Origin of the sequence: Cohnella sp. CFH 77786 (assembly GCF_019400745.1) — a bacterium.
GTDB lineage: Bacteria > Bacillota > Bacilli > Paenibacillales > Paenibacillaceae > Cohnella.
The window spans coordinates 26,333-50,067 of record NZ_WJIB01000011.1 but is presented as its reverse complement, the minus strand read 5'-3'; the positions used below and the strand labels follow the sequence as shown (position 1 = coordinate 50,067).

General features: G+C 54.9%; 19 protein-coding genes. 4 read left to right on the top strand and 15 right to left on the bottom strand.

Annotated features, from left to right (window positions below):
* Positions 1 to 164: 164 nt before the first annotated feature.
* The 6 genes from GE107_RS16950 to GE107_RS16925 all read right to left on the bottom strand — a co-directional run bounded on the left by GE107_RS16950 (position 165) and on the right by GE107_RS16925 (position 14,285).
* On the bottom strand, positions 165 to 4,670 hold the full coding sequence (locus GE107_RS16950; protein WP_219641177.1) for a DUF4962 domain-containing protein: 4,506 nt from the start codon (positions 4,668 to 4,670) through the stop codon (positions 165 to 167).
* 1,348 nt (positions 4,671 to 6,018) lie between these two features.
* Positions 6,019 to 6,978: a PLP-dependent cysteine synthase family protein gene (locus GE107_RS16945; protein ID WP_219641176.1), complete on the bottom strand. Its 960-nt coding sequence runs from the start codon at positions 6,976 to 6,978 to the stop codon at positions 6,019 to 6,021.
* Between the two features lie 38 nt (positions 6,979 to 7,016).
* Positions 7,017 to 10,139 carry a glycosyl hydrolase gene (locus tag GE107_RS16940; protein ID WP_255570560.1) on the bottom strand — a complete coding sequence of 1,041 codons (3,123 nt, stop codon included), beginning with the start codon at positions 10,137 to 10,139 and terminating at the stop codon, positions 7,017 to 7,019.
* Positions 10,136 to 12,349 carry a helix-turn-helix domain-containing protein gene (locus GE107_RS16935; protein ID WP_219641175.1) on the bottom strand — a complete coding sequence of 738 codons (2,214 nt, stop codon included), beginning with the start codon at positions 12,347 to 12,349 and terminating at the stop codon, positions 10,136 to 10,138. The genes GE107_RS16940 and GE107_RS16935 overlap by 4 nt, the downstream gene beginning before the upstream one ends.
* A gap of 80 nt (positions 12,350 to 12,429) precedes the next feature.
* The gene (locus GE107_RS16930; protein ID WP_219641174.1) at positions 12,430 to 13,431 is read right to left on the bottom strand and encodes a hydroxyacid dehydrogenase; all 1,002 of its coding nucleotides are present in this window, start codon (positions 13,429 to 13,431) and stop codon (positions 12,430 to 12,432) included.
* Positions 13,428 to 14,285 (bottom strand): sugar phosphate isomerase/epimerase family protein, encoded by an 858-nt coding sequence (locus GE107_RS16925; protein ID WP_219641173.1) that lies wholly within the window; start codon positions 14,283 to 14,285, stop codon positions 13,428 to 13,430. Before GE107_RS16925 ends, GE107_RS16930 begins: the two co-directional genes overlap by 4 nt.
* 173 nt (positions 14,286 to 14,458) lie before the next feature.
* On the opposite strand from GE107_RS16925, the gene GE107_RS16920 reads away from it, so the two are divergent.
* A complete protein-coding gene (locus GE107_RS16920; protein WP_219641172.1) occupies positions 14,459 to 15,355 on the top strand; it encodes an AraC family transcriptional regulator in 897 nt (298 codons plus the stop codon).
* A 232-nt stretch (positions 15,356 to 15,587) separates the two neighbouring features.
* Here GE107_RS16920 and GE107_RS16915 read toward each other — a convergent pair whose 3' ends face one another.
* Together GE107_RS16915 and GE107_RS16910 are read right to left on the bottom strand one after the other, a co-directional pair.
* Complete coding sequence (locus GE107_RS16915; protein ID WP_219641171.1) at positions 15,588 to 15,818, bottom strand: cold-shock protein; 231 nt, start codon at positions 15,816 to 15,818, stop codon at positions 15,588 to 15,590.
* A 62-nt stretch (positions 15,819 to 15,880) separates the two neighbouring features.
* Entirely contained in the window at positions 15,881 to 16,081 is a 201-nt protein-coding gene (locus GE107_RS16910) for a cold-shock protein (protein ID WP_219641170.1), read from the bottom strand.
* Between the two features lie 233 nt (positions 16,082 to 16,314).
* Between GE107_RS16910 and GE107_RS16905 the strand changes: the two genes are divergently transcribed.
* Positions 16,315 to 16,602 (top strand): hypothetical protein, encoded by a 288-nt coding sequence (locus tag GE107_RS16905; RefSeq protein WP_219641344.1) that lies wholly within the window; start codon positions 16,315 to 16,317, stop codon positions 16,600 to 16,602.
* Between the two features lie 83 nt (positions 16,603 to 16,685).
* On the opposite strand, the gene rpoZ is transcribed toward GE107_RS16905, so the two are convergent.
* Positions 16,686 to 16,880 carry a DNA-directed RNA polymerase subunit omega gene (gene rpoZ, locus GE107_RS16900; protein ID WP_219641169.1) on the bottom strand — a complete coding sequence of 65 codons (195 nt, stop codon included), beginning with the start codon at positions 16,878 to 16,880 and terminating at the stop codon, positions 16,686 to 16,688.
* Positions 16,881 to 17,096: 216 nt separating this feature from the next.
* Between rpoZ and GE107_RS16895 the strand changes: the two genes are divergently transcribed.
* Positions 17,097 to 18,461 (top strand): hypothetical protein, encoded by a 1,365-nt coding sequence (locus GE107_RS16895; protein ID WP_219641168.1) that lies wholly within the window; start codon positions 17,097 to 17,099, stop codon positions 18,459 to 18,461.
* Positions 18,462 to 18,719: 258 nt separating this feature from the next.
* A complete protein-coding gene (locus tag GE107_RS16890; protein WP_219641167.1) occupies positions 18,720 to 19,139 on the top strand; it encodes an exosporium protein C in 420 nt (139 codons plus the stop codon).
* 70 nt (positions 19,140 to 19,209) lie between these two features.
* Here the strand turns inward: GE107_RS16890 and GE107_RS16885 are convergent, their stop codons facing one another.
* The 6 genes from GE107_RS16885 to cntE all read right to left on the bottom strand — a co-directional run bounded on the left by GE107_RS16885 (position 19,210) and on the right by cntE (position 23,705).
* Positions 19,210 to 19,719: an SRPBCC domain-containing protein gene (locus tag GE107_RS16885; protein ID WP_219641166.1), complete on the bottom strand. Its 510-nt coding sequence runs from the start codon at positions 19,717 to 19,719 to the stop codon at positions 19,210 to 19,212.
* A 21-nt stretch (positions 19,720 to 19,740) separates the two neighbouring features.
* A complete protein-coding gene (locus tag GE107_RS16880; RefSeq protein WP_219641165.1) occupies positions 19,741 to 20,079 on the bottom strand; it encodes an ArsR/SmtB family transcription factor in 339 nt (112 codons plus the stop codon).
* 156 nt (positions 20,080 to 20,235) lie between these two features.
* Positions 20,236 to 21,165 (bottom strand): nucleoside hydrolase, encoded by a 930-nt coding sequence (locus tag GE107_RS16875; protein WP_219641164.1) that lies wholly within the window; start codon positions 21,163 to 21,165, stop codon positions 20,236 to 20,238.
* 128 nt (positions 21,166 to 21,293) lie between these two features.
* Positions 21,294 to 21,614 carry a cyclic-phosphate processing receiver domain-containing protein gene (locus GE107_RS16870; protein WP_219641163.1) on the bottom strand — a complete coding sequence of 107 codons (321 nt, stop codon included), beginning with the start codon at positions 21,612 to 21,614 and terminating at the stop codon, positions 21,294 to 21,296.
* Positions 21,611 to 22,372, bottom strand: a complete 762-nt coding sequence (locus GE107_RS16865; protein ID WP_219641162.1) for a YheC/YheD family protein — start codon at positions 22,370 to 22,372, stop codon at positions 21,611 to 21,613. Before GE107_RS16865 ends, GE107_RS16870 begins: the two co-directional genes overlap by 4 nt.
* Positions 22,373 to 22,508: 136 nt before the next feature.
* A complete protein-coding gene (gene cntE / locus GE107_RS16860; protein WP_219641161.1) occupies positions 22,509 to 23,705 on the bottom strand; it encodes a staphylopine family metallophore export MFS transporter CntE in 1,197 nt (398 codons plus the stop codon).
* Positions 23,706 to 23,735: the final 30 nt, after the last annotated feature.

Genomic DNA, 23,735 nt, shown 5'->3' with positions numbered 1-23,735 from the left:
GGATATTAATATCAACTTTCGCAAAAACGACTAGGAATGCATATTCCATGCGCTGCAATGTAAGGAGTAGCCCGAAACCATAATCGCCCTTCAGCTTGCGTGCTTAGCAAGCGGAAAGGCGATTCTTTATTGCCGAAGCTTCACTGCTGCTGCGGCATCTTGGATCAGTTCGTCAATTCGAGCGTTCCGCCGCCTCCGTCCAAGATGACCCAGGGTGATGCGCCGAGCGTCTTCAACCCTGGTGTCGCCGCTCCTCCTTTTTCGAATTTAAGCCCTGCAGGCGCGCTGACGATGGTGTAGGTGCCTGCCTGCAAGCCGGTTAATTGGCCATAGCTGGCCGTACCGCCGGCATAGGTACCATGACCCGCCAACGAATACGTGTCAATTACCGTGTTGTTCAGTTTGACGGTGAGGTTCACGGTACCCTGTGAGCCCGGCGCCGTCGGCGCTGGGTCGTTGGCGCCACGGAGCATGAATCGGCGGCCCGATTCCGACTGGATGGTCATCACGTTGCCGGTCTTGGTCCAATAAACGCCTCTCGCGCCCATGCCAGCCGCCGCCGTTCCGCCGGAAGTTACTTTGGCGTACGTCTCGTCATAGAGTTTCGTTGCCGCGGTGTTGACTTGGACCCCCAGCTCGGGCGTATCGCCGGAGATGGAGACCTCCGATCCGCTGAGCGCGATGGTCGCAGGGATATGATCCATCGATTGAATCAAGGTAACTCCGTTTTTCTCCAGACGAACTCCGTCCAGGAGCAGGACGTCGCTCCCGCGGACGACGGCGGCCATGCCGTCGAATTTGAAGTTGCTGTTCACCGTGACGAGACCGCTGCCCGCCAAGCGCACATAGACCATAGTCCCATCGGCGAAAGCAAGGCTCTGATAAGTCTTATTCGTATCCGTTTGAGTCGTAATCGCAGAAGGCGTCGATTGCCGATACGGCTGGTAGGTGGAGATAATCGTCTGCTCCTGAGCGGATGGGAACGTAAACTTGGCGTGCCACTGCAATGGCATTGGCGTTGACGGGTCCGGATTAGGCGAAATCTCCGTGTCCGACACCGTCCTGAATTTGTCGTCTTTTGTTGCGTTTAAGACAGCAGGATATTGAATTTGGACTTTCATGGCCGCTTGATTCTTCCGGATCGTCGCTTCTTGCTTATGCCCATCGATCATTATGCTGCTGTAGCTGTCCGAATGAAGCAAGTACTCGAATGGTACGCTGGCCGCTCCTTTGGCATCGAGCTTGTCGATGACGACGAAGGCGTTCGGTTTGACGTAGATGATCCCCCGTCTAGCCAAGTCCAAGCCCGGGAGCGCGGAATCCTGGTTGTACGCCTGCGTCGCGTCACCTACGGTTCCATCGAACGCTCCGATGGACGCGAACCCGGCGATACGTCCGGACGCTTTCATATGGTTGATTTTCTGGCCTATTTTCTGGCCTGTTGTATTGTCGACGTACGTGATGGCATTGTGGGCCAGTGTCGTCCGGTAGTATTGATTGTGAAATGGAGTCTCGTATCCGTCGAAATATCCGGCGTCGATCGCCAGTTTTTCGCCGAAGGCATTGATCGTGAAGCTGTTCTGGTCGGCATGGCTATGATTGTAGCTGCCGTATCCGCTGGATTTGAAGTACAACGAGATCCGCTCGGGATCGTACAGGCTGGAATGCATGGCCACCCAGCCGACGTCCTTCTGCCAGCGGGCCGAAGGAAGCTCGAACGGCGGCCGCGGCCGAACGGAATTTTTGCCATAGCCGTAACTGAACAACTTGTAAGGATCAAGGGAAACCGGAGCTGCCGCCTCGGACCACTTGGCCCACTGGGAAATCGGGTTAGGGTCGTACACCTGCGCTTGACGTCTCAGCAGATTGACGGTTTCTTGCTTCATCGGTTTTTCCGAGCCGTCCCCGAATTGACCGCCGGGCGACCCGACCGGCATGAAATAAGTCACCATATTATGTTCGTTTCTGGAGAACGCCTTTTGGTATAAGTTCACTTGGGTGGCCTCCTTCAGGACATCCGCCACTCGTTTGTCCGCCAGGTGCGAAACTTCCCAATAGCCGGTCCCGGTCGCCCAGCCTCCCTCTTCTCCTCCGATCGGAGGATACATGTTGATTCGGACGGGAACCGCCTGTCGGAACCATTTTTTCGCATGCTCGGCCATGGCGACGCCGTTAACGGTTTTCGGCTCGTGCATCATCGCCGTCGCGATGATCGCAACGTAGCCGGCCGCCGTCCAGCCGTGGGAGTGATAGGGATCTTTATACAAGTATGCGGAGGAAGCGGCATCCAAAATGTCGTCGTAGATCGTTTTGGTCCTCGCATGAATGGCCGAAACCAGAGTCTGTCTTTCGGTATCGGAGAACGCTCCATTACTTGGAACCTTCAACCAGTCGTAAGCGACGGCCATGAGCAATGCGATATCACGGGACGCTTGGTCCGCAGTCTGATAGCTCGTAGAACCGTTCGGGTTCCAACCGGCAATCGCCATGAGGCGCGGTTTCGTGACATCGAGTATCGAGACTTTGTATTGCGCGTCGTCCGTAATCATGTACACCAACGCGCCGGACAGAATGTTCGTCATCTCTCTGAGGACGACATCGTTCACCGCAGCGACCGAGTCCCCTGCTGACGGCTCTTGAATGGGGTGAGAGGATGGGCTTGCGATTATGTCGTCCACCCTGGATTTGGCAAAATCGTAAATCGGCTTTCCTTCATTATCCTTCAAGACTTTGAATACATTCAGCGTACTCGGGGTGGTTAATATTCGTGGACGTACGTCCAGTACGCTGTTTATCAAAGTCTCGATATCGGGAACCGTAAAAGCGACTGCGCCCTGCTTGATCCGGAACTGCCGCGTATCGCTCCATGCCGACCAGCCTTGCGGGTAGTGATAGCGCACGCGCCAATAATAGCTCGTGCCTGCGGTTAATGTGCTCGGGAGGTTGAATAAATTGACGGGAATCCCATCCTTCGAGTAAACGATCGTAGCGAAGGAAGCGTCCGAAGCAATCTGAAGCTCGTACTGATCGGCTCCGTCCACATAGGTCCAAGAGAAATCCGGCGGATTCTGCTCGGAGGCCGCCCGATCGGCGGGTCGGAATGGCATCGTTTGATCCCCGGGCGAAGTGATCGGCCAACCGAACCGCAGCTGGGCCGAATCGAAAACCACCGTGTCGGAAGCGGAGTCGGTGGTAAGGACGACCCTTACCTTCGCAGCCCAGTTGGGCGGCGCTAGCGTTACCTTCAAGGTTTGCCAGCCCGATTGTCCGGTATCGGATTGAACGGTCGCGACAGAATCCGGCAGGGGGGCTCCCGCCCAGTTCAAGGATTGAAGGGTCAGTTTCGCCTTCCCTGAAGTCACGTATGCCTTCACCGATGCGGTAAAGGCGTAGCCGCGTTCGTGCCTGACGGGAATGCTTTGCAGCGCCGACGCTGTATTCGTGAATTTGACCGCCTTGCTGCCTTGATCGATCGGATCTGTCTGGGCGGTTACCCAAGTTACGCCTCCGGCAGGGACAACGGTCCATCCTTCGATTGCGGTTCCCGTTCCGGACTCGAAGCTGGGGTTAAAGAGCAGCTCGCTGCTCGTGACGGAAACTTCGTCGACGTAAGCGGTTGTCGCCTTCATTTCGCTTCGCTCGTAAATCATCAGGCGAAAGGTAGACGTATACGGAGCTTTCGGCGTATACGAGAACGAAATCTTCTGCCATTCGTCGGATGACTCGAATGGGGTTTCGACCAGGTGCTGAACCCAATTGCCGTTGCTGTCGAAGGATCGGGCCATTACCCCGACTTTCCCTTGCGGAACCTTAACCTTTACTTGAATGTCGAATGTTTCGCCGGGCCGAATGGAAATGAAACCGGTCTGAATGCCGATCTGACCGACCGCGGAAATATTGTTGATGTCATCGGTGAACTTCACGCTCCGTTTGCCGGCGCTGACGTTAGCCAAAGAGGTCTCCGTCGTTACGAAGGATTTTTTCGCCTCGGCCATCGGAAGCCAGCCGACCGGAAAGTTGTCGGTCGGCCCGGGATCGATCTCGAAGCCCCCGTTCGGCACCAGATTGCCCGAAAGGCTCATCGTGACATCATCGATCGTCGCCGTGGTGTACGCCGTCGTCGTTCTTTCGTACACGTGAATGACGGCGGTCGCGCTGTGACTTTGCGGAGGGGAAAAGGTAACCGACAACGTTTCCCACACGCCTGCGGTCGATGTGGAATCGGCAATATATTGCTGCGTGCTCGGGTTTCCGTTTGAGTCATAAGTTCGAACCAACAGATGGACCCTTCCTAGACTCACTTTGGCCTTCACCTTCGCCGTGTACGTTTGGCCGTAGACGATCGAGATCGGATCCGATTTCACGCCGACCTCGCGGGCTCCTCCCTCGCCGTTATCGAAAATCTTTAATGTTTTTATGCCGGAGGCTGCTGCGGAATTATCCTCTATCATCGTCAAAGAGCCTTCCGGTACGGCATTCATAGGTGTCCAGTTCACGGGGAAACCGTTTACAATTTTTTCGAAATTGCCGTTAGCCACCAATTCCGTCCCGTAAGGCCAGATCGCCGCTTGCGCGACCCGTTCCTTGAAACTTAGGGGCGACAAGCCGAATATAAGCGCGAGGATCAAAATCAGAACCGCCGGTTTGCGCCACAATACCGCCTTTATCATCGTACACCTCTCTCCGGGAGCGTTCTCCCTGAATGTTAGCGCTCAAAGTCTCTCCTTTCCGAATCTTGTCTGCGTAAGTCCCCTTCTTCTTCATGGAACCGAATTCGAGTTTGAATGGAAATGAACAAATACGACAAAATGGCTACAAATTTCAGAAAAATAAAAATATAATCACTTTCTTGAAAAGTGCTCAGTATACGCTTCTATCAAAAAGAAAAACGCCTGACGGCGTCCTAAACCGCTATGCGTGTAAACGGTGAGGGTACCGCAACACGTTCCGCCAAATCATGAATTCCTAGAAAGGTCTTTGCGACAGCATACCTTGGTTGGGATACCGTCCGCATATGGCCGTTTCTCGAAACCGTATGCCGGATTCGCCCCGCCTCTCAGCTTTAGAAGGAAAACCCCCCATTAATTTAGATAATTTCTCGGATTTGGGATGTTTAGTGGGAAAACCTCCCACTAATATCGGTGAAAAACTTCAATTGAGGGTATATAGCCGGAATTAGTGGGAGGTTTTCCTTCTAATCACACGCTTGTGGCCAATACGCATAAATAGAGGGAAGTTTTCCCTTTCATCGCCTTGACTGCACGGCACCCGCCCCCTCTTAGGCACCCAGACCGGAGACTACCGAGACCAGATACATCTATCCACTTAAATGAGTACGAGTCACAAAATCCGCTTCACAAGATGAAGAGAGCATGAACAGGAGCGCCAATACCGTAACCAGCTCCCTCTCGCTGCTCAACGCCCGATTTTATTTCGTTCTGCTTGAGGGCGTAGTCCAAGCGAAGGCGCGGGAGCGAGAATAGTCCTTTACCCTGGATAGCGTTCGTTCCACATTACCCCAAACACATCCTTCGTATCCGTTTCTCCTGCCCCCTGGTACCTCTCTACTCCTACATTAAGTTTCTCTCGCGAGCTTATCTTATCCCCGGTACACCCGCGCCCCACGTTAAGCTCCTCTCGCGAGCTTATCTTATCCCCGGTACACCCGCGCCCCACGTTAAACTCCTCTCGCGAGCTTATCTCATCCCCAGGCACTCCCGCGCCCCTACGTTAAGTTTCTCTCGCGAGCTTATCTCATCCCCGGTACACCCGCGCCCCACGTTAAGCTCCTCCCGCAAACAATCACGACCATTACCTTCACCCCGAAAACTTATAACCTCTATCATTTCAAAAGTAAAACGGCTACGTCGTCCTTTTTCGGGCGGATAAACGTTTGATCGAGATCAATCAGAAATGAATAGCAGATATTTATAAATTCTGGATGTTCAAAAGAAAAACGTCCTAACTCCACTCCTCGGAGCAGAATAGGACGTTTTTTCGTCACCCATTCCTCTTTCGCTATTCGAACAGATCCGTACTCAAATATTTCAAGCCGGAATCGTTGATCGTCAGCACGATGTTCGAGCCGCGTTCCTTGCCTTGCAACAATTTCAAAGCGGCGGCCACGTTGGCTCCCGATGAGAAACCGGCGAAGATGCCTTCTTTCCTCGCCAGATCCCTCGCCGCTTGAATCGCTTCTCCGTCGGAAACCTGCAAGTAATCTTCGATCAGTTCCGGTTCCCGAAGAAAGGGCAAATCCATGGAGTACCCTGCGCCTTGAATGCGATGGCCGGGATTCGTCACGGGTTTGCCGGCCAGATACGGCGCGGTTTCCGGTTCGACCAGATAACATCGAATAGACGGCTTATGCTTTTTCAAGCCTTTGGCACATCCGGCGAATGTCCCTCCGCTGCCGGCGAAATCGACGAATACATCGATGTTCCCTTCCGTTTGATTCCACATTTCTTCCGCCGTAAAAAACTGATGGGCATGCACATTTCCCCAACGGTTGAACTGATCCGCGCGAAAAGCTTGTCTTTCCACCGTTAATCGCCGCACCGTCTCCTCCACTAACGCAAGATCTTGACCCGATACTTGGCCGGGGACGGATCCGGGAGCCTGATCGACCAGCACGACCTCCGCACCCAAGGCTTTCATCATACTGGCTCTTTCCGGCGAATTCCCCTTCGACATGACCGCGATGAAAGGATACCCTTTCCCTGCACAAACGATGGCTAAGCCGGTTCCGGTATTCCCGCTCGTCAGCTCGATCACCGTTTGTCCGGGAACCAATGCCCCGCTTTGCTCGCCCTCGATGATCATCTGCAAAGCGGCCCGATCCTTCTTGCTGAATCCCGGATTCAAGTATTCCAACTTCGCGTAAATATGGCCATCAAGACCTTCCGTCATTCGCGATAAGCGAACCATAGGCGTATTCCCTATGGTTTCGTAAGCATGATTCAGCGCTTTGTCATACATCGCCGTTTCTTCCTCCTCGAAATCCTCTGTTTGAGGAATCAATTGCTCTCTATACGGTAAAGCCGAATCTCCCCCATCAAGCCGTAAGGACGCAGCACGTATTCCCCCGTATACTCCCGCTCCGTCGGATGGAACGACCACCAATCGAGCCAGGCACCGTCCGGCCTGTTCACGTGCAGAGGGCCAAGCAGGTTGCGGGGGCTCCCGACGACCTCGACCTCGATCCGGTTCTTCCCCGGGACAAGCCATTCCGTCAGCTCGACGGTTCCCGCCGCACGCCAAGGGATCGCCTTACCGTGCCGTCCGTTTACGGTCAGATTCAACGTAACCGCCTCATAGGCGCCCATTTCCATCACGATCGGGTTCCCCGCCGACAGATCCGCCTCGAATTCGAAACGATAGACCATGCTGCCGCAGTAATGCGGATACCCTTGCGGGCACCAGTCTCCGAGACGAAGATTCCCGGGCTCCCGGACCAACCGGCGGCTGCCGTCAACCGCGAAATCGCCGATCAGGAAAGCGTCCTCGATTTCCATATCGTGAATGTATTCGCAGCCGATTTCGAGCACGTTCTCTCCGGACACCGGCACCGGCAGCTTGACGGTCGACATGCAGCGGTCGAGGTACCACCCTTGCGGCCCCTCGACGATCGGCTCGCCGTTCAGCCGGAACCGGAACCGTTCCGCCTGCTCGAACGCGACGAACGTATCCGTCGGGGGAATGTCCTGCACGTGGAAGACGAAACGGAAGTCGACCGGCTTCCCGTCATTCCCGTGCGGCTCGTGCACCCAGAAGTACCGCTGGAGCTTGCCGTTCGCGTACACCTGTCTCATGCCCAACCTCGCGCGGATTTCCTTCTGGGCACGCCAAACGTCCATCGTCTCCGACCAGGCTTCTCCCTCAAACCGGTATTGGCACCGGTCCAGTACGAGGGCGTTCGGTGCCGTCCGCGCGAACGAGACCGGCTCTCCGAGTCCCACAGCGAAATACGCGGATTGCGTAAGAGCTCCGGGGTCTCGCCGAATCGTTCCCGTATGCCCCGCCTCGTCGCCGGACAAGACGTAGAGCTTGGATTCCGCCGGACCGAACCGTTCCCGGAACAAGACGCTGTCGTCCTTTGACACGACCGGCACTTCGGCCTTCCCGCCCGTCAACGGATCCCACGCTTCCAGACGGCCGCCGCCCTGTAACCGGACTTCGACGTCATGCGCATTCTCCCTGTCGTTGTTGACGACGAACACGACCGTGCAATCGCGCAGCTCCCGGCGCATATACAGCAGCCGGTCCGCCTGCCGTCCGTCCGGCAGCGTCAAGCTGACGGAACGGGATAAGCCGGCTTCCAATTCCGCGACAAGGCCGTCCACGGACCGAAAGTGCTTCAAGCGCGGATGCCGGAGCATTTCCCGCAGCCGCGCTTCGGCCGGTTCTCCTTCCATCATCGTCGGAACCTGGCCGTACGACAGCACTCGCCCGCCCGAGTTCAGATACTCAAGCAGCAATTCGAGCGTAGATCCCAGCAGATTCACGAGAGAAGGCAGCACGACCACCCGGTATTCGGCTTCGCCGACCCGCAACCGCCCGCCATCGACGTTTCCGATCTCCTGCAGGATCAGCTCGTCTCCCAAATCGAAATCGTAATGTTCGCCCAGCAGCCGGCGGACGAAATCGTTAAATTCTTGATCGTACCGGCCAAGCGCTTCGTTATTCCCGCCTTGACCAAGCCAATCCTTCGCCTTCACATCCTGGCCGAGCAGGGCCCAGACCGACGTCGCCCGGTGAAGGACCAACACGTCCCGGACGACGTTCCCTTCGCTCAATACCGTGCCAAGCCGGGCGAAATAATCTTCCATGACGCGGTTATGCTCCCACCAGTTCACGTTGTAATTGAACGAAGGCGGATAGTCCCGCTTGCGGCATCCGCGAAGGGAGTATAACGCGAGGTGGTAGGTGAGAAGGTTCACCCCGAGCGCGAACTGCCAATCCCCGATCCATTTGCGGCTTTCGAATGAAAAATCCCAGCCCGTCACGCCGTAGGTTTCCGAGATGACTCTCTTCTTCCCGTATTGGTTCGCTACGCTCGACACCTGCTTGACCGTCAAGCTTTCGTCCGTCTGCTCGCACAGCGTATCGATGCCGGGAATATCCAAATAGCGGTAATTCGGCATGACGGCACCGCAATGCCGGGTCGCCCCTACTACGTCAACTTCGCAATAGTGGCCGGCGAAAGCAAGCCCATTCTCCCGGCACCAGTCGCCGATTGCTTTCGAATAACTTTCGCAGAACTGCTCGGTGACGGTCTTCCAGAAATCGAAGCGGATTTTGGACGAAGGCCGGCCATGGAAGAAGAAATACGGAAGACGATCCCATATTTCATAGCCGCGCTTATCGGCGAATACCCCGGGCAGCACGTCCGACCAGGGGATCCAAGTCATCTCCGGCTGATCCAGCCCTTCCTTGAACCCGAGAATGCTGGGCTCGTCGGTGAAGATCCCGGGAATCGTCCGTCCGAATTCTTCGCCGACGGCCGACTTATACCGCTCGTAAGTCGTCTCCAGAAAAATCGCGGTCGATTCGGGGTTCAAGTGGTCCGGATACGTGTCGCCATGGCACCACTCGTTCGGGGAAGCGACATGCCGGCGCATAACCAAATAGACTTCATCGTCTTGAACACCTCGATCGTCGGCATCCGCTTCCTTCAACCGCACGCAGCTCAGCAGCTCATTTCCGTCCGCGCTTATTCTCGCGAGATAGACGGCCAGCACCGACTCGTCTGCCTGCTCGAAGCGCCGACATACTGTCAGCGACAACGCTTTGGCGCGCACCGCGTCTCCGCCGATGCGGGGCACCATGCCGCCTCCCATGCCGGAGGAATACTTGTCTTCATCGTATAACCACGCATGCATCCCCTCGGCTTTCGCTTTGGCGACCGTATCCTTGACGCGTTCCATGAATTCATCGCCCAAATAAGGCGTCTCGAGCCCTTCCCGGACATGCATCATGAACCCGCCCATTCCCTGCTCCCTGAAGCCTTCGATTTGGGCATTCAGTTCTTCCTGCTCCAGCTTGCCGTTCCAAGACCAGAACGGCACGGAGCGAAACGCCGCGGGAGGATTCGCGAATTTGTCAAGGAGCCCCTCATACGTCAATCCCGGCTTGTTCAATTCGATTCGTTCCTTTTTCGGTATTCGCTTGGCGTCAGCCCCGTGTATTTCTTGAACATCCGGTTAAACGAAGTGATGTTCCGGTAACCGACGGCCTGCGCGGCGTCCCGGATTTTGAGGCGGTCGTCGTCGAGCAGGCTTGCCGCCTTCGCGATCCGGGTTTCGTTGATATAATCCACGATATTGATTCCGGTTTTGGCCTTGAAATAGGAAGACAAATAACCGCTGCTCATCTTGAGCTTGGCCGACAGTACGTCCAGGTAGATCTCGTCCGCCAAATGTTCGTGAATGTAATCGACGACTTGGGACGTAATCGGATGTTTCTCTTCCTTCTTCTCCCTTACGGCTTCCGCCGACTTCGTCACCCATTCGACCAATACCCTCTCCAATTCCTTCACCGTTCGGCATCGCCCGATCCGCTCCCCCGTTTTGCCCAACAAGGCATCGGCTTCCTCGGGCTCCAGGGGGAAAGGCGTTACCGCGTTGCGGATTTTTCCGGCGGCGGATTCGGCAAACCTCGCCAGCGATGCCGCCGTCGGAACGTCGCGATGCCACCTGGCGAAGTGTTGTTCCACCAAGGCGGCAAGCTGGGGGGCATTCCCCGCTTTCAGGTTCGCTTCCAGCTCCTTCTCCTGATCCGGCGAAAAGCCGAGCGCGACGGGCGCTTCGCCGCGGCGAAGGATGATTTGCGTCTCGCCCGTCATCAGCCGTTCGCCCGCCAGCTCCTGGGCCTCCTCATAGGCCGCGGTCAATTGATCCGATGCCGAATACGCTGACGTGACGGCCATCGTAACGACGCCGTGCTCCAAGTCCTGATCGAACACGTGCTTTATTTGGCTCAGCTGCTCGATGACTTCCTCCGACCGTTCCGTGAACACAAGGCTAAGAATCTGATCCCGTTCGATCTGGAACGTCAAAGCGTCCGGGAAACCCGGCTTCAGTTTACTGTCTATGAATATCCTCAAATAATAAAGCCAGTTCTGCACGACTTCCGGCGAATGGAGCTCGCTGCGGTCGGGCTGGACTTGGAAGAGAACGAATACGAACGGCTTGCCCTTGAAATCGAGCTCCGGAGCATCGGACTCATGGCCGCGGATGGCCTTCAGGTGGTTGATGAAGGACAGCTGCCGGTATAACATCCGGTTGCCGTGGATTTGGCCGCTGATGATGTTGAACTCCTTGATTTTCGATCGGTAAGGCGGTTCGTCGTTCATCCTCCGGATCGACTCGATCACTTTCTTCAGCGGGTTGTTGATTCGCGCCGCGAAGAGGAACGAGAACAGGACGCTGAGCGCGATGGCCGCCAGGATAATGACCAGGAGCGTGATGTTGATCCTCGTCTGGGCGGCGATCCGGTCGGCGGGCACGCGGGAGACGTAGGTAAACCCGGTTTGTTCGCCCTGATTCAGAAAGTAATACTTCCCGTCCCGGATGAACGCGCCTCCCGCACCGAGCTCGCGCAATTGTTCGAAATCAAGGAAAGGCTCCTGTCCCGTTCTGGCGAATATCGGCTGACCATGATCGTCGTAGATCATGAAGTCCTTATACACGCTCTGGTGGAACGCGTCGTACATTTTGCCGGCATCTAGCAATACGACCATATAGAAATCCGGGTTGTCGATGCTCTTGATCACGATCGGCTTGAGCTCGCCGAGCAGCTGCGGACTGTCGCGAAACATCGTATTGGCCATCACCGCGGACGGAAAGATCCGGTACGTGTAGGACTCCGCGAATTGCCGCCTCCAGAATGCCAACGGGTATTCCTTGCTTGAGGAGAAGACTTCGAACATCGATTCCGCATTCGTGCTCGTCCCTTTCTCCAACACAAGGTCGTCCTTCTTCGAATAGAAAACGATATTGTTGATGTACAAGTAAGGAACGGTCGTCCATCGCGCGATTTCCCGGACGATGAGCGGATAGTCCACGTTATCGGGTTTCTTCTGCAGCCTGATTATCTCTTCGCTCGTAAAAAAAAGAAGCATCTGCTGCTTAACGAGATTCAGATGCTTTTCATAGCTGTCCTTCGAATGGTCGAGCAGGTTCGTGTTGTACTTGACGATCTCTTGCTTCAAGTCGTTTTTCGATACGGAGACGGAATACAAAGTAAGGGAAGCCAGCAGCAGCACGATGAACAAAAACCCCGCTATGAGCCTTGCGAACAGGGAATTCATTCCGTTTCGGATGAAAAGAATCGGTTGTATCTTCCTCATGCCGTCCCCGCCTCCGGTATGGCTTACCGGCTGTCGCCGGTTTTCCATATCTTATCAAAGCCGGCGAAGCCGTGTATAGATTATCTCGGCGTCAACCTGCGGTAGTGTTCAACCGTAACTTTTCCGAGCAAGCTTTCGCCTTTCGCGAAACGGTACAGCTCGTCGACGATAAAATCGCAAAGCTCGCGCTTCAGCAAGCCGTGAAACCCGCCGATATGCGGCAGACACAGGACGTTCGGCATCTCCGAAAGCTCATGGTCCGAGGGCAGCGGCTCCCGGTCGTAAACGTCGAGGGCAGCATGGAAACGTCCCGTGCGGAGCTCCTCCAACAGCGCCCGCTCCTGCACGATCGGACCTCGCGCCGTATTCACGAAGAGCGCGCCGTCGCGAAGCCGCTTCAATTGTTCGGCTCCGATCATTCCTTCCGTTCGGGGCGTCCACGTATTATGCAGCGAGACGATGTCGCAGCGCTCGAACAGCTCGTCGAGCCCGCACAGCTCCACGCCGCGCGCGGCCGCTTCCTCTTGCGTGCAGTAACCGGAGTACAGCAGGACGGTCGCGTTGAAAGGGCGAAGCATCCGGATGACTTGCTTGGAGATTTCGCCATATCCTACGAGACCGATCACCCTTCTCGTTACGCCGAGAACCGTTTCCCGATTGTTGTTGCTCCACTCCCCCCTCGCGATCCTTGCGCTGTACTCCTTCATGCGCCATGCTCCCGCCAGCATCAGGGCGACCGCACATTCGGCGGTCGAGAGCGCGAGCACTTTGTTGGCCGACGTGACGGCAATGGCGGTATCGAACACGTCCTCGTTCACGATGGACGCCACGCTGCCCGCTCCGTGACCGATGAACTTCAATTTTCCGGCGCGCGCCAGCACCTCGGGGGTAAAGACCGGGGATCCCCACGATGTGATGCAGGCGTCGTAATCGCCGATCCGTTCGGCGAGATCCCGGCTCGAGAACGGCTCATTCAAGGGGATGAAATCCGTCTCGGAAATGCCGGCCAGCTTATGAATCGTAAGCTTTCGCCAAAACAATTCCCGCAAATCCGCGTTCGCGATCGCAACCAATGTTTTCACCGTGGAATCCTCATTTCGTCAGAGCGGAACACGTCCTTCATGTATTCGACATACCGGGGAATAACGACCGCCGGCTCCGCGCCGCACACCCTCAGCTCCGTCCGCCATTTGGTTTCCCACTCGAGAGAGTAATAACCGGCATAACCCGTTTGTTCCAAGAGGCGGACGATGGAGGAGATGGGTACCCGCCCCGCTCCGACCTTCGTATATTTCCAGCTCGCCTCCAGCGGATCCTCATGAGGAACGCCATCTTTGACATGCACATGAACGCACTGCGAGCCGAGCAGCGCGATCGTCTCTTCCGGCGTTTCTCCTTCTTCGAGCGGGTGGATGACATCGTAGATGACCGCGCAATTCGGCTTCTCTACGTCATCCAGCAGCTGGCGAAGCGAACGGCCGGCGGCGAATTCGTTATGCGTTTCGATCCACACTTGCACGCCGCGGGCGGCGGCAAAATCGCATGCGGTTCGGATCCGGGCCACGATCGCGGGATAGGGAATGTCCGGCATCGGGTTGTTCTTCCGGGTATTGAAATAACCGAGAAAAATCCGAACCCCGGCAGCCTTCAAATCCCGTGCCAGCAGGACGGCATTCCGGAAATGGCCGAATTCCGCTTCGTCCCCTTCGCCGCCCGTAAAGCTTACGCTTGAGCCGATATTCGTAACGCGGATGCCTTGTTCCTCGAAAACGCGAAGCGCGGCTTCCCGTTCTTGGGGCGTCATCCCGGCGGATATCCCCCAGGCCTCCCCTTCTCTCAGCTCGATTCCGCCATAACCGCATGCCTTCGCGATCGCCGCCATCTCCTCCAAGGTCCAACCCTCGCAAGGCAGCGTGCTGAATGCCAGACGGTTCATGCCTCTTTTCCCCTCCTCCTCGCGCGGGCTGCTCAGGCTTGCTTCCTATTATGGCAAGGGGTTTCCGGTCACGCTTTCCCTTTTCCGCGTTTTTTTTGCACATTTCCGAGAATCCTTGTAACCTTGTCTTAAGAGAACAAGGCGCGAACGAGCCCCGAAAAGAGGAGGACGTCATGCCCGAATATCCGGTTTATGCGTACAAAGAGGTACTGGACGAGGATTTCCCGTTCAAAATCGAGGTCCGGACGCCCCTCAACATGAATCGGTCCGTGCACGCGCACGAGCACCTGCAGCTCTGCTACATGAAGTCCGGCAGCTGTTTTCATTGGGCGGCGGGCCGGCAGTACGTGCTGACCAAAGGCGATCTCTTCTCGATCCCTCCTTTTCAGGAGCATCGCCTCGGTCCCCGCGATTCGATGGATTTCACCCTGATCCAAGTCGATTTCATGCCTCATGCGATCAACGAAGGCTTCCGGGACCTGGGGAGGATGCAGACGTTCGTCGATTTCGCGTATATCCGTCCGCTCATTTCCGAAGCCGATCTGCTGCCCAAAATGGCGCTTCCCTCCTCCGTCCAGACCGAGGTCGAGCATTTGCTGAACGCCATCCTCTCCGAATGGGAGGAGCAAGAGGAAGGCTACCGGCTGGCCATCAAGGCCGATCTGCTCAAGCTTCTCGTCATTACCAGCCGACAGTACAAACGTTATGCAGGGACGCAAAGCCGGCAAGAGCATCAGAAGGTCGCGCTGCACCGGGAAGCCTTCTACGAAGCGATCGCTTACATGGAATCGCATTATCAGGAGGATCTGCATTTGGAGGAGGTAGCGGCCAAAGCGCTGATGGCTCCTTCCTATTTCAGCCACATGTTGAGGCTGGTGAGAGGGAAGTCCTATATCGAGTACCTATCGGCCATACGCATTCAAGCCTCGATGGAACTGCTCGGGGCAACGGATCTTAGCGTGACCGAGATCGCGACGCGGGTAGGCTATAACCATATCAGCCATTTCAACCGGACGTTCAAGAAGCACACTGGAGTCACGCCGGGAGACTTCCGCAAGCATCACGCATAATGGCAGCCTCACGGAGCGCAATGAGGCGTTTCGGCTCAATGACGTGACGTTGCCCGAGGGCTGTGGCGACGGAATTGGCCGACAGAATCTTGCCATTCGAGCCAGAATGGAGTGCTGACGAGGGAACGGGAGCAAAAGTTGCCGAATCTAGATAGGGGATCAATCCAATAAGGGTTGACCTTGCTGTTGCATGATTGGTCAACGGTAGAAAAAAAGCCGCGCGAGCGCGCGACTACAAGATTCGAATGCCTTCTTTGATGGACTTCATGTCTTTGTTCGTGTTCATCAGCGGCGGAAGCATCTTGACCCCGCTGATCATCGGAGAGTGACATCGATGGCAAACGGGCACCGTGGCGAACGAGAAATTATCCCTGATCCACACATTGCAATCCTCGTTCCCGCAGGTCCAAATCACCGTCTCTTCCAAGGGGAGTTCTTCAACCGGTTTCCCTCGATAGGCCAAGGCAACACCCTTCTTCCCATAAAAACTGCCCTTAACCTGACGTTAAGGGCAGTTTCGTTCGTTTACAGTTTGATAACGCCTTCCGCTTGGGGCCCGCGATTTCCTTGCACGATATTGAACTGAACGCGCTGGCCTTCGTCGAGCGATTTGAAACCGTCGCCTTGAATGGCGGAGAAATGGACGAATACGTCGCTTCCGCCTTCCACTTCGATAAATCCGAAACCTTTGTCCGCGTTAAACCATTTTACCGTTCCCGTTTGCATAATCGATATGCCTCCTGAAATAGATTAACATGTTTTTTCTGTTATAAACAAAAATCACATATTGAGAAAGGTACCATTGGATAATGCGAACCCTCTTCAATAGGTGATTTCAAGGTTTTTTATCGGTTTGGAGACCAAGCATACCATATCGGCAAGCACGAAGCAAACGATTATGTTATCATAAGGGATCAAATGTTTCAGGAGTGATGGAACTGAAAAGAAAAAACAAGCCGATTTCCTTCGACGAACTGCTTAGGGAGCTGCAGGGCCAAAAGGCAAACGAAGGCACGCAAGACCCTATTTCCTTGGAGACGTTATTCGATGAAACCTTCATGCGGCGCTGGTCTTCCTTCAAAAGCTTCGAGGAGTTTCTCCGAAAAGGGAACTTTGACGTGAAAACCCAAGCGGACATCGACAATATTCCCGACGAACTGTTCGACCGGCACGTGAATAGGGAAACCGATTTTCGCGATTGGAAATCGATGCTCAATCAAGCGCATGCCGAACATGCGGCCGGATAACCGAAAGGCGTCATGATACCAAAACGATCGAACCCCAGGATGGGGAGCGATCGTTTTTTTCATGCTTTTCAGCCGTTTCGGGATCAAAGGCGTTCGATGGCAATATAGTCGCGGTAGATCTCTTCCAAAGCGATCCCGACCGCTTTCGACGATTGCGGAGCCATCATTTCGGATTTCTTGCCGGTCCTTAGGTCCCGTGCTCTTAAAGATGCGGCGACGACCAGCGTATATTTGCTGTCCACCTTGTGCGCCAATTCATCGATCGACGGATATAGCATGGCTCTATACCTCCTTCAAGTGAAGACGTCCATTTACCTTACCATTTTATTTCTCCCATGTGAATAAAAGTTGCTAAATTCACACTGAAGCATGCTCATCTGCCTGCGATTTTCTTCAAAACGATTGACACGCCCATAGAGAGGTGTTAACATTTTCCACAAATTTATTAAATCCGACAGGATTAATATGAATATTTAGAAGGAGAGATTCTGCCTATGAAAAAAAAGCCCATCATTCTCGCCAAGCTGCTGCTCGTCGGAGCGCTAGGCGCCGTAACCGTATCCGCGAGCGTCGCCCAGGCCGCCGATCCGTCCCGATCCGCCGCCGTGGCGCCAGCGGAGACATCGAACGAGTACGGCCTTTTCCTGAAAGAAAAACTCGGCATCGACCTTCCCGAAGAGCCTAAAAAAGGCGACTTCCTCGCCGCGCTGGCGGACGCCCTGCGGATCGAACCGACCGCTGAGCCTGTCGCTTTCAAGGACCTCCCGGCCTCGAGCCCTTACTTCGACGACGCGAAGGCGCTGTTCCAGCACGGCATCATCACGACGGAGAACGTCCAAGCCTCCGTGCGCCTGACCGCGGAGAACGCCGTCCAAATCGCCGTCAAGGCGGCCGGCTTGCAGGAACTTGCCGATACCTATCCAGCCGCTAAGGTGGAGCAAGCGTTCGCCAAATTGAAACTGAACCCGGTCCGCTTCACCCCGCGGTCGGCCCAAGTCATCGCGGCGGCGGCGGACACCGGCCTTCTGCCCGCCGAATACTACGGCGAATTGAGAGGGAAGCTAGCCGCGTCCGAGCCGCTGTCCGTCGTCCTGATCGGGAAAGTCCTCTCGCTGAAAGGACTTTATAAGCATTACGTCGGATACGTCAGCGATCCGGATATCTACAACAAGCTGACTGACGCGTACACCGCTTCGGACATCATCCGGTCGGATTCCCTTCAGAAAGTCGTAGACGCCGCGCTGGAGCAGAACCTGGTTACGGGCTACAACCTGAAGGACGCCCGTTACGACGCCAACTTCGTCGAATCCCTGTCGCTCGTCTACGGCCATTCGGACTGGAAACACGCGCTGCAGCTCATCGGCTTGCTGCGCAGCGAAGGCATCGACGCCAAAGTGCAATTCGAACCGAAAACGTCCGCCTTCGTTTATTTGAAAGACTGGGGCGACCCGGGAACGTCCGATCTCTTCGAAGTGCGCCAAATCGCCAACGGCAATTATATCGAATACGCCAAAGAGTACGACCTCGCCTTCGAATTCCGTAACGCGGCGGACAAAGAACGGTTTAATCAAATCATTCTCGCTTACGCCAAGAAGAACAGCGAAGACCAACCCGGCCTGATCGCGGGCTCGTGGTGGCAACCGCTGTACTACTCGCTGACCGAGTTGCCGGATTATAAGCAGATCACGAACAACAAAATCACGGCCGGCCATTACTACGCGCAGTCCTTCTCGTTGAAGGAACAATCGCAGGCCGTTATCGACGGGTTCAAGAAAGTCGATCCGAAAGTAGAAGTCGAACATTACGATTTCTGGACGGACGTTCCCTTCTTCAACTACTTGAACGGAGACAGCAAGTAACCAAGAGAGGCTTTGCCCGGAGGAACTCCTCCTGGCAAAGCTTTTTCTATCATTCGGAACTTATAAGCATTTTCGAATGATCTTCGATAAAAACGACATCCTCCGTTCCTGGAGGACGACGAAGTCGTTTTTACTTATTACGGGACGTCTACTGCAAGTCTTTGGCCTGATTTTCCGAACAGGGACAAGTCGTCCACGCTTATTCCGTCTCCCGGTCATAACTTGTTCATGACTTCAAAAAGAAGGGAGATGTAGGCAATGGCTCGTCTTCTCAACAAAAGCGCCGTGGAACCCCGGCGCGCCTTCGACCTGACAACCGCTTATACGATCCGGCGGTCCCCCAACACTTCTCTGGTTGCCAGTTTAGTGCTCACGATTCCCGCCAACGCACAGCCGAATCGGGTCGAATTGGTCGCCACGGTCGGTGTCAGAGGCGTTACCGGAATCGCTCAAGTGCTGTTTCAGGTTACCCGGGACGGCATGGAGATTTTCAGCACGGTGCAAGGCGTCGAATCGAGCGGTTCGGAGCAAAACTACGTAATCACCTTTCAGGCAATCGACCGCAACGTGGCAACCGGGCGCCACGTTTACCAGGTATTGGCGTCGAACCTTACCGCGAATACCCGAGTGGACGTCGTGGGCCCCGTTTCCTTCAGCGCGTTGGCCGTTCAAATCTGAGCGGGCGCCGCGCCAAAAAAGCGATCGTGCTCCGAAGAGCGCGATCGCTTTTGTTGTGATGATGCCGCCGTTATCGAATCGACTGCAGATGCTCGGCCAGACGGTCCCACGTTTCCGTGATGCCTTGTTCCATGCCCATCGACAGGACGGTTTTGAGCGCTTCCTCGGAAGCGTATTCGGCCCGGCTGACGAGCTTCGTCTTGCCGTCTTGCTCGAGGAACGAATTCGTGACTTCGGTGGACGGCATGGCCGTATTTTCGTTGCCTTCCGCATCGGAGAAATAGTCGGTATAAGTGAACATCCCGGGTGCCTCAATCTCATGGTAGATTCCCTTGCCCCAAGATTCCATGCCGTAGAAATCCCCCTGCTTCTCGTCTTCGCACTTCATGCAGTAGTGCCAGACGCCGCCCGGACGGAAATCGACTTCGCAAACCGTCAGCGTCCATCCGCGGGGCCCCCACCAGCGCTTCAGATGCTCGGGCTTGGTGAACGCTTCGAAAACCAGCTCGCGCGGCGCATCGAATACCCGTTCCAAAATCAGGACATTGCCCTCTACCTTGGTCAACATTTTGTTCGTCATGAATCGTTCCTCCTCAAATGGTCAATCGGATGGGTCTTGCTTGTTTTCCTTGGCCCTCAGTTTCTGCAAGTAACTCTCCAAAGCGTCGAACCGTTCGTCCCAAATGTCGCGGTACGTTTCGAGCCATGCGTCCAGCTGTTGAAAGGGTTCCAAGCGGAGCTTGTAATTCCGGCGGTTGGCGATTGCCTGCACCTCCACGAGCCCGGCCTCCAGCAGAACGCGAAGATGTTTCGACGCTTGGGGCTGGCGCATCCCCACCCGCTCGGCGATCTCCCCTACGGTCAGCGGACCGTCCAGCAGAAGATCCACGATGCGCATGCGGTTGGGTTCGGCCAAAGCGCTGAAAGTCGTTATGTCCATAATCCCGATGTTCCTCTGTCGAGTCGAATGTTTGCCTCCGGTACGGGGCGGATGTTTTCACCTGTTTCGGTCATCTTTCTCACCTCGATTCCATCGGGCTTCCCCTACTCGCAAATTAAATATACCATCTAAGGAATATTCCTGTCAACGAATATTTTAAGTCATGACCCTCATAAAATCCTTATCAAATAATTCCTTATCCATATTCAACGCGATTGTAGCGAAATGCTCCTCTTTCTTTTCACCCTTGGGCACCCTAAAATCAGCTATACTTTGCCCAAAAGCAACTCCTTTATCTACGACCATTTCTACAGGTAATGTCATATAGGAAAACATCTGTGGATGGATCAACGCCATAAATGGCGGAAGGTCATGTATAGGGATTCCCGTAATCGCAGGATTGACTTTTTTATGGTAGCTATAGTAATGCTCTAATAAAGGTTTGATTAATCTGGACTTACCCTTGAAATGAATAGACTCTGTCATTTCAGGTGTAACGAGGGCCCTCATCGTTACGTTCAAAGGAAAAAGGGTCAGCTTTTTCGCATAGCGAAAAACGAGGTTGACTGCATAGGGATCGTTGAAGAAATTGGCTTCCGCTGCTGGACTACTATTTCCGGGAACCATAAAGGCTCCCCCCATCACATGAAATCCATTAACTAAATCAGCAACCTCCCCATGAAATAAAAATAAGGAGGCCAAAGAGGTTAAAGGGCCCGTACAAATAATAGATAAGTCATGCTTGTAGTGCTCAATCAACTTATGAATTTCACAAAAGCGATACGTTTTGACCATAGGCATTTCAGGTGGAACAATGGGGCCTAGACCATGAGAACCCATAATATCAAAGGAAAAAGCAGGTTCAATTCCCGTCATGGGTCGCTTTGCTCCCTCAAAAACCAACACATGTTGTAATCCAAGAATAGAAAGAAGATAATGCACATTTCGAAGCACATAATCCCCAGGAACATTTCCATAATCAGAAACAATTCCTACAAGCTCTATTTGACCTGAATAATGCGCATAGATAAGGGCAATGGCATCATCTATACCTGCATCGCAGAAAACAAGAACTTTTTTTCTCATTCCATCATCCTCTAGTCTATTTTTTAGTATGCGTATGTAGGATAGACTGGGAACATTCCGTATTGGCGTAAAATAGCCCCCACCTGGTACCTGAGGTGAGGGCATCTGCATGTTGAGCGTTGCACGATTCAACGCGGGGCCGGCAAGGGCCGAATCCGTACGCGAACCTGTTCGGGCTTGCGGCGGAGCAGCAGCCGGTACATCTTCTCTCTGCCGAGTCGGCTGTTGCTGTGGATGATGATTTGATCGGGAAACCGGTTCCGCCTGACCATGTGCCGAACGACTTGGTACCCGGTCGGTTTCCCCAGCCCCAGGTTATAGTCCAGCGAAACGACCCGGAAACGATGCCGATCCATCCATTCGATGCACTGCTTGGCGGACGTGACCAACCGGAACCCGCCCGGGGCAGGGCGTCTGTCGTCCAGAAAAAGCTTCCCTGCCGTCCTCATTTTGCGTTTCGACTCCTGTTCCACTGGACCAGACGGGCAATCCGGCGGTACATGCTCCGGTTGCTCAGCATCAGGAAAGGCGTAACGGCCGGGCTCGTGTTGACCTCCAGAATCCAAGGCTTTAACTTGCGGCTGACCGCGATGTCGACGCCCAGCTGCCATACGTTCGGGTAGGACTTCCGGAACTGCCGCCCGATTCTCCTGCTCAGCCGGTACAGATGATCCACGTACGGCCCGATTTCGGATTTCTTCATCGACGGACGCAGCACCTTGCGCGCCGGCATACACGTCCCGCCCTGGCTCCGGTTCGTTACGATCCGGTTCGGCGGCGCGACCCGCCCGACGATCCCGGTCACCTCCCATTCGCGCTGCTCGTTCTTCTGCACCATGATCCGGAAATCGAACGGACGACCTTGATACCGAAGCGTCCGGATCCCTTTTTGGACCAAATAAGCCTTCTTGCGGATCCGCCTGCGAATGGACCGGTATAACGCCGGAACGTCCTTAAATAAGTCCGCCTTCGTCTCGTGCCGGAGCTCCCATTTCTTCCCTCGTTTCTCCGCTTTCATAATGCCGATTCCTTTGAGACCGTGCACGGGCTTCAGATAGACCATTCGGTATCGGCGCAGCATTCTTTGCAGCGTCTTCCGGTTGAACCGTTTCGTGCGCGGGATATGGGGGATCAGCCGCTTATTATTCAGCAGCGCCTTCGTTTTCAACAGCTTGCTGCTGACATGCCGCGAGCCGGCACCTTTCAAGCCTCATCACTCCTTGTCGGCGTATGGCCCCGGGGGATGACCGCCATGCATGGCGGTTTGCCGGGAAAGATTGCTACATCATACGGGAAGACTCGGAGGCCCGACTGGTCCAAACGCGTATTTGTCGGGTCGTAGGCTACCCCTTATCCGTTTCATCCGTCGTCGGCATTCCGTTCCGGTTGCCGATCACCATCGCGAAAGCCGCGATACTGAGGAACGTGCAGCAAACGTAGATCGCCGAATAGGAGAACAAGTCCGCCAATGCTCCCATCAGAAATCCGCCGAGCGAAAAACCGAGATCGTACGAAGAAATGAAGAGGCCGATCAATAGATTGCGGGATTCCGCCGGCAAAACAAAGGTCAAATAAGTGAGCAGCGTCGGATAAAGCAGTGCGATGGCGATCCCATTGCAAACGGCTGCCGGATAGAGGCCGTAATCCGTAACGGGCAGCCATGCGAGCGCCTGCGAGCCCGCTGCGAAAAGCAGCAGAAGTCCTGCAATGAGCGACGCGTTCCAGCGGCCGTCGGACGGTATTTTCTTGCGGAGAGCAAACCGGCAAAGTACGACGACCGCTCCCTGAATCATCAAATAAAGTCCGGCATTCCCCCTGTCTTCCCTTTCCAAATACAAAGGAAGAAAGGTCATGATCGACCCGAACACGGCGGCTCCGAGCAGCATGACCGCGGAACAAATCCTCAGAGCGCGATGGGTCCACAACTGTTTCCCCGATTTCATCAAGTCGATGAAGGTGTACGATTGACCCTTAGTGGAGGAAGACGGAAGCGGTACCGACAAGCCGCACAGCCATGTAAAGATGGCGAGGAAGATCATCCCTGCCGTGAAGATTTGCGGCTGCCCCTGCTCCCATATATACAAGGCGGTCATGGGACCGAAAAGCTGAGGAAGCATGGTGGATAACGTATACAGCGATAATCCCTGCGCCCGCTCTCTCTCCGGAAGCGTGTCGACAAGACCGATCTGCATGGCCATCGAGAAAAATGCCGTAACGGCTCCTTGAAGCGCGCGAAGGGGCAAGTAGGTTTCGACGCCGGAAACCGCATAGAGGATAAGCACGGCTGCATGAAGGAGGAGAAGCGTCCGCATCGCCTGGAGCGCTCCGTATTTGGCGACCGTTTGGCCTGCCCAAGGACGGAGGAGCAAGCAAGTGAGCATGTACGCCCCCATCATCAGCCCGATTTCCGTTTCGCCGATTCCCTGCGCATCGCTTCGCAGCGGAAGAATCACGGTAAGAATGGAATTCGCGCTGAAGAAACAAAAAGACAGCAGATATAATCGGATGAAAGATCGCGATAGAGGATGATCGGTTTTCATAGCGCCATCTTATCACATGGAATCGACAAC

Excerpts from the sequence above, each read along its gene's own strand:
- GE107_RS16935 (WP_219641175.1), bottom strand. The coding sequence starts at position 12,349 with ATGAGGAAGATACAACCGATTCTTTTCATCCGAAACGGAATGAATTCC.
- GE107_RS16875 (WP_219641164.1), bottom strand. The coding sequence starts at position 21,165 with ATGAGAAAAAAAGTTCTTGTTTTCTGCGATGCAGGTATAGATGATGCC.
- GE107_RS16910 (WP_219641170.1), bottom strand. The coding sequence starts at position 16,081 with ATGCAAACGGGAACGGTAAAATGGTTTAACGCGGACAAAGGTTTCGGA.
- GE107_RS16895 (WP_219641168.1), top strand. The coding sequence starts at position 17,097 with ATGAAAAAAAAGCCCATCATTCTCGCCAAGCTGCTGCTCGTCGGAGCG.
- GE107_RS16950 (WP_219641177.1), bottom strand. The coding sequence starts at position 4,670 with ATGATAAAGGCGGTATTGTGGCGCAAACCGGCGGTTCTGATTTTGATC.
- GE107_RS16880 (WP_219641165.1), bottom strand. The coding sequence starts at position 20,079 with ATGGACATAACGACTTTCAGCGCTTTGGCCGAACCCAACCGCATGCGC.
- GE107_RS16925 (WP_219641173.1), bottom strand. The coding sequence starts at position 14,285 with ATGAACCGTCTGGCATTCAGCACGCTGCCTTGCGAGGGTTGGACCTTG.
- rpoZ (WP_219641169.1), bottom strand. The coding sequence starts at position 16,880 with ATGCTATATCCGTCGATCGATGAATTGGCGCACAAGGTGGACAGCAAA.
- GE107_RS16885 (WP_219641166.1), bottom strand. The coding sequence starts at position 19,719 with ATGACGAACAAAATGTTGACCAAGGTAGAGGGCAATGTCCTGATTTTG.
- cntE (WP_219641161.1), bottom strand. The coding sequence starts at position 23,705 with ATGAAAACCGATCATCCTCTATCGCGATCTTTCATCCGATTATATCTG.
- GE107_RS16920 (WP_219641172.1), top strand. The coding sequence starts at position 14,459 with ATGCCCGAATATCCGGTTTATGCGTACAAAGAGGTACTGGACGAGGAT.
- GE107_RS16870 (WP_219641163.1), bottom strand. The coding sequence starts at position 21,614 with ATGAGGACGGCAGGGAAGCTTTTTCTGGACGACAGACGCCCTGCCCCG.
- GE107_RS16890 (WP_219641167.1), top strand. The coding sequence starts at position 18,720 with ATGGCTCGTCTTCTCAACAAAAGCGCCGTGGAACCCCGGCGCGCCTTC.
- GE107_RS16945 (WP_219641176.1), bottom strand. The coding sequence starts at position 6,978 with ATGTATGACAAAGCGCTGAATCATGCTTACGAAACCATAGGGAATACG.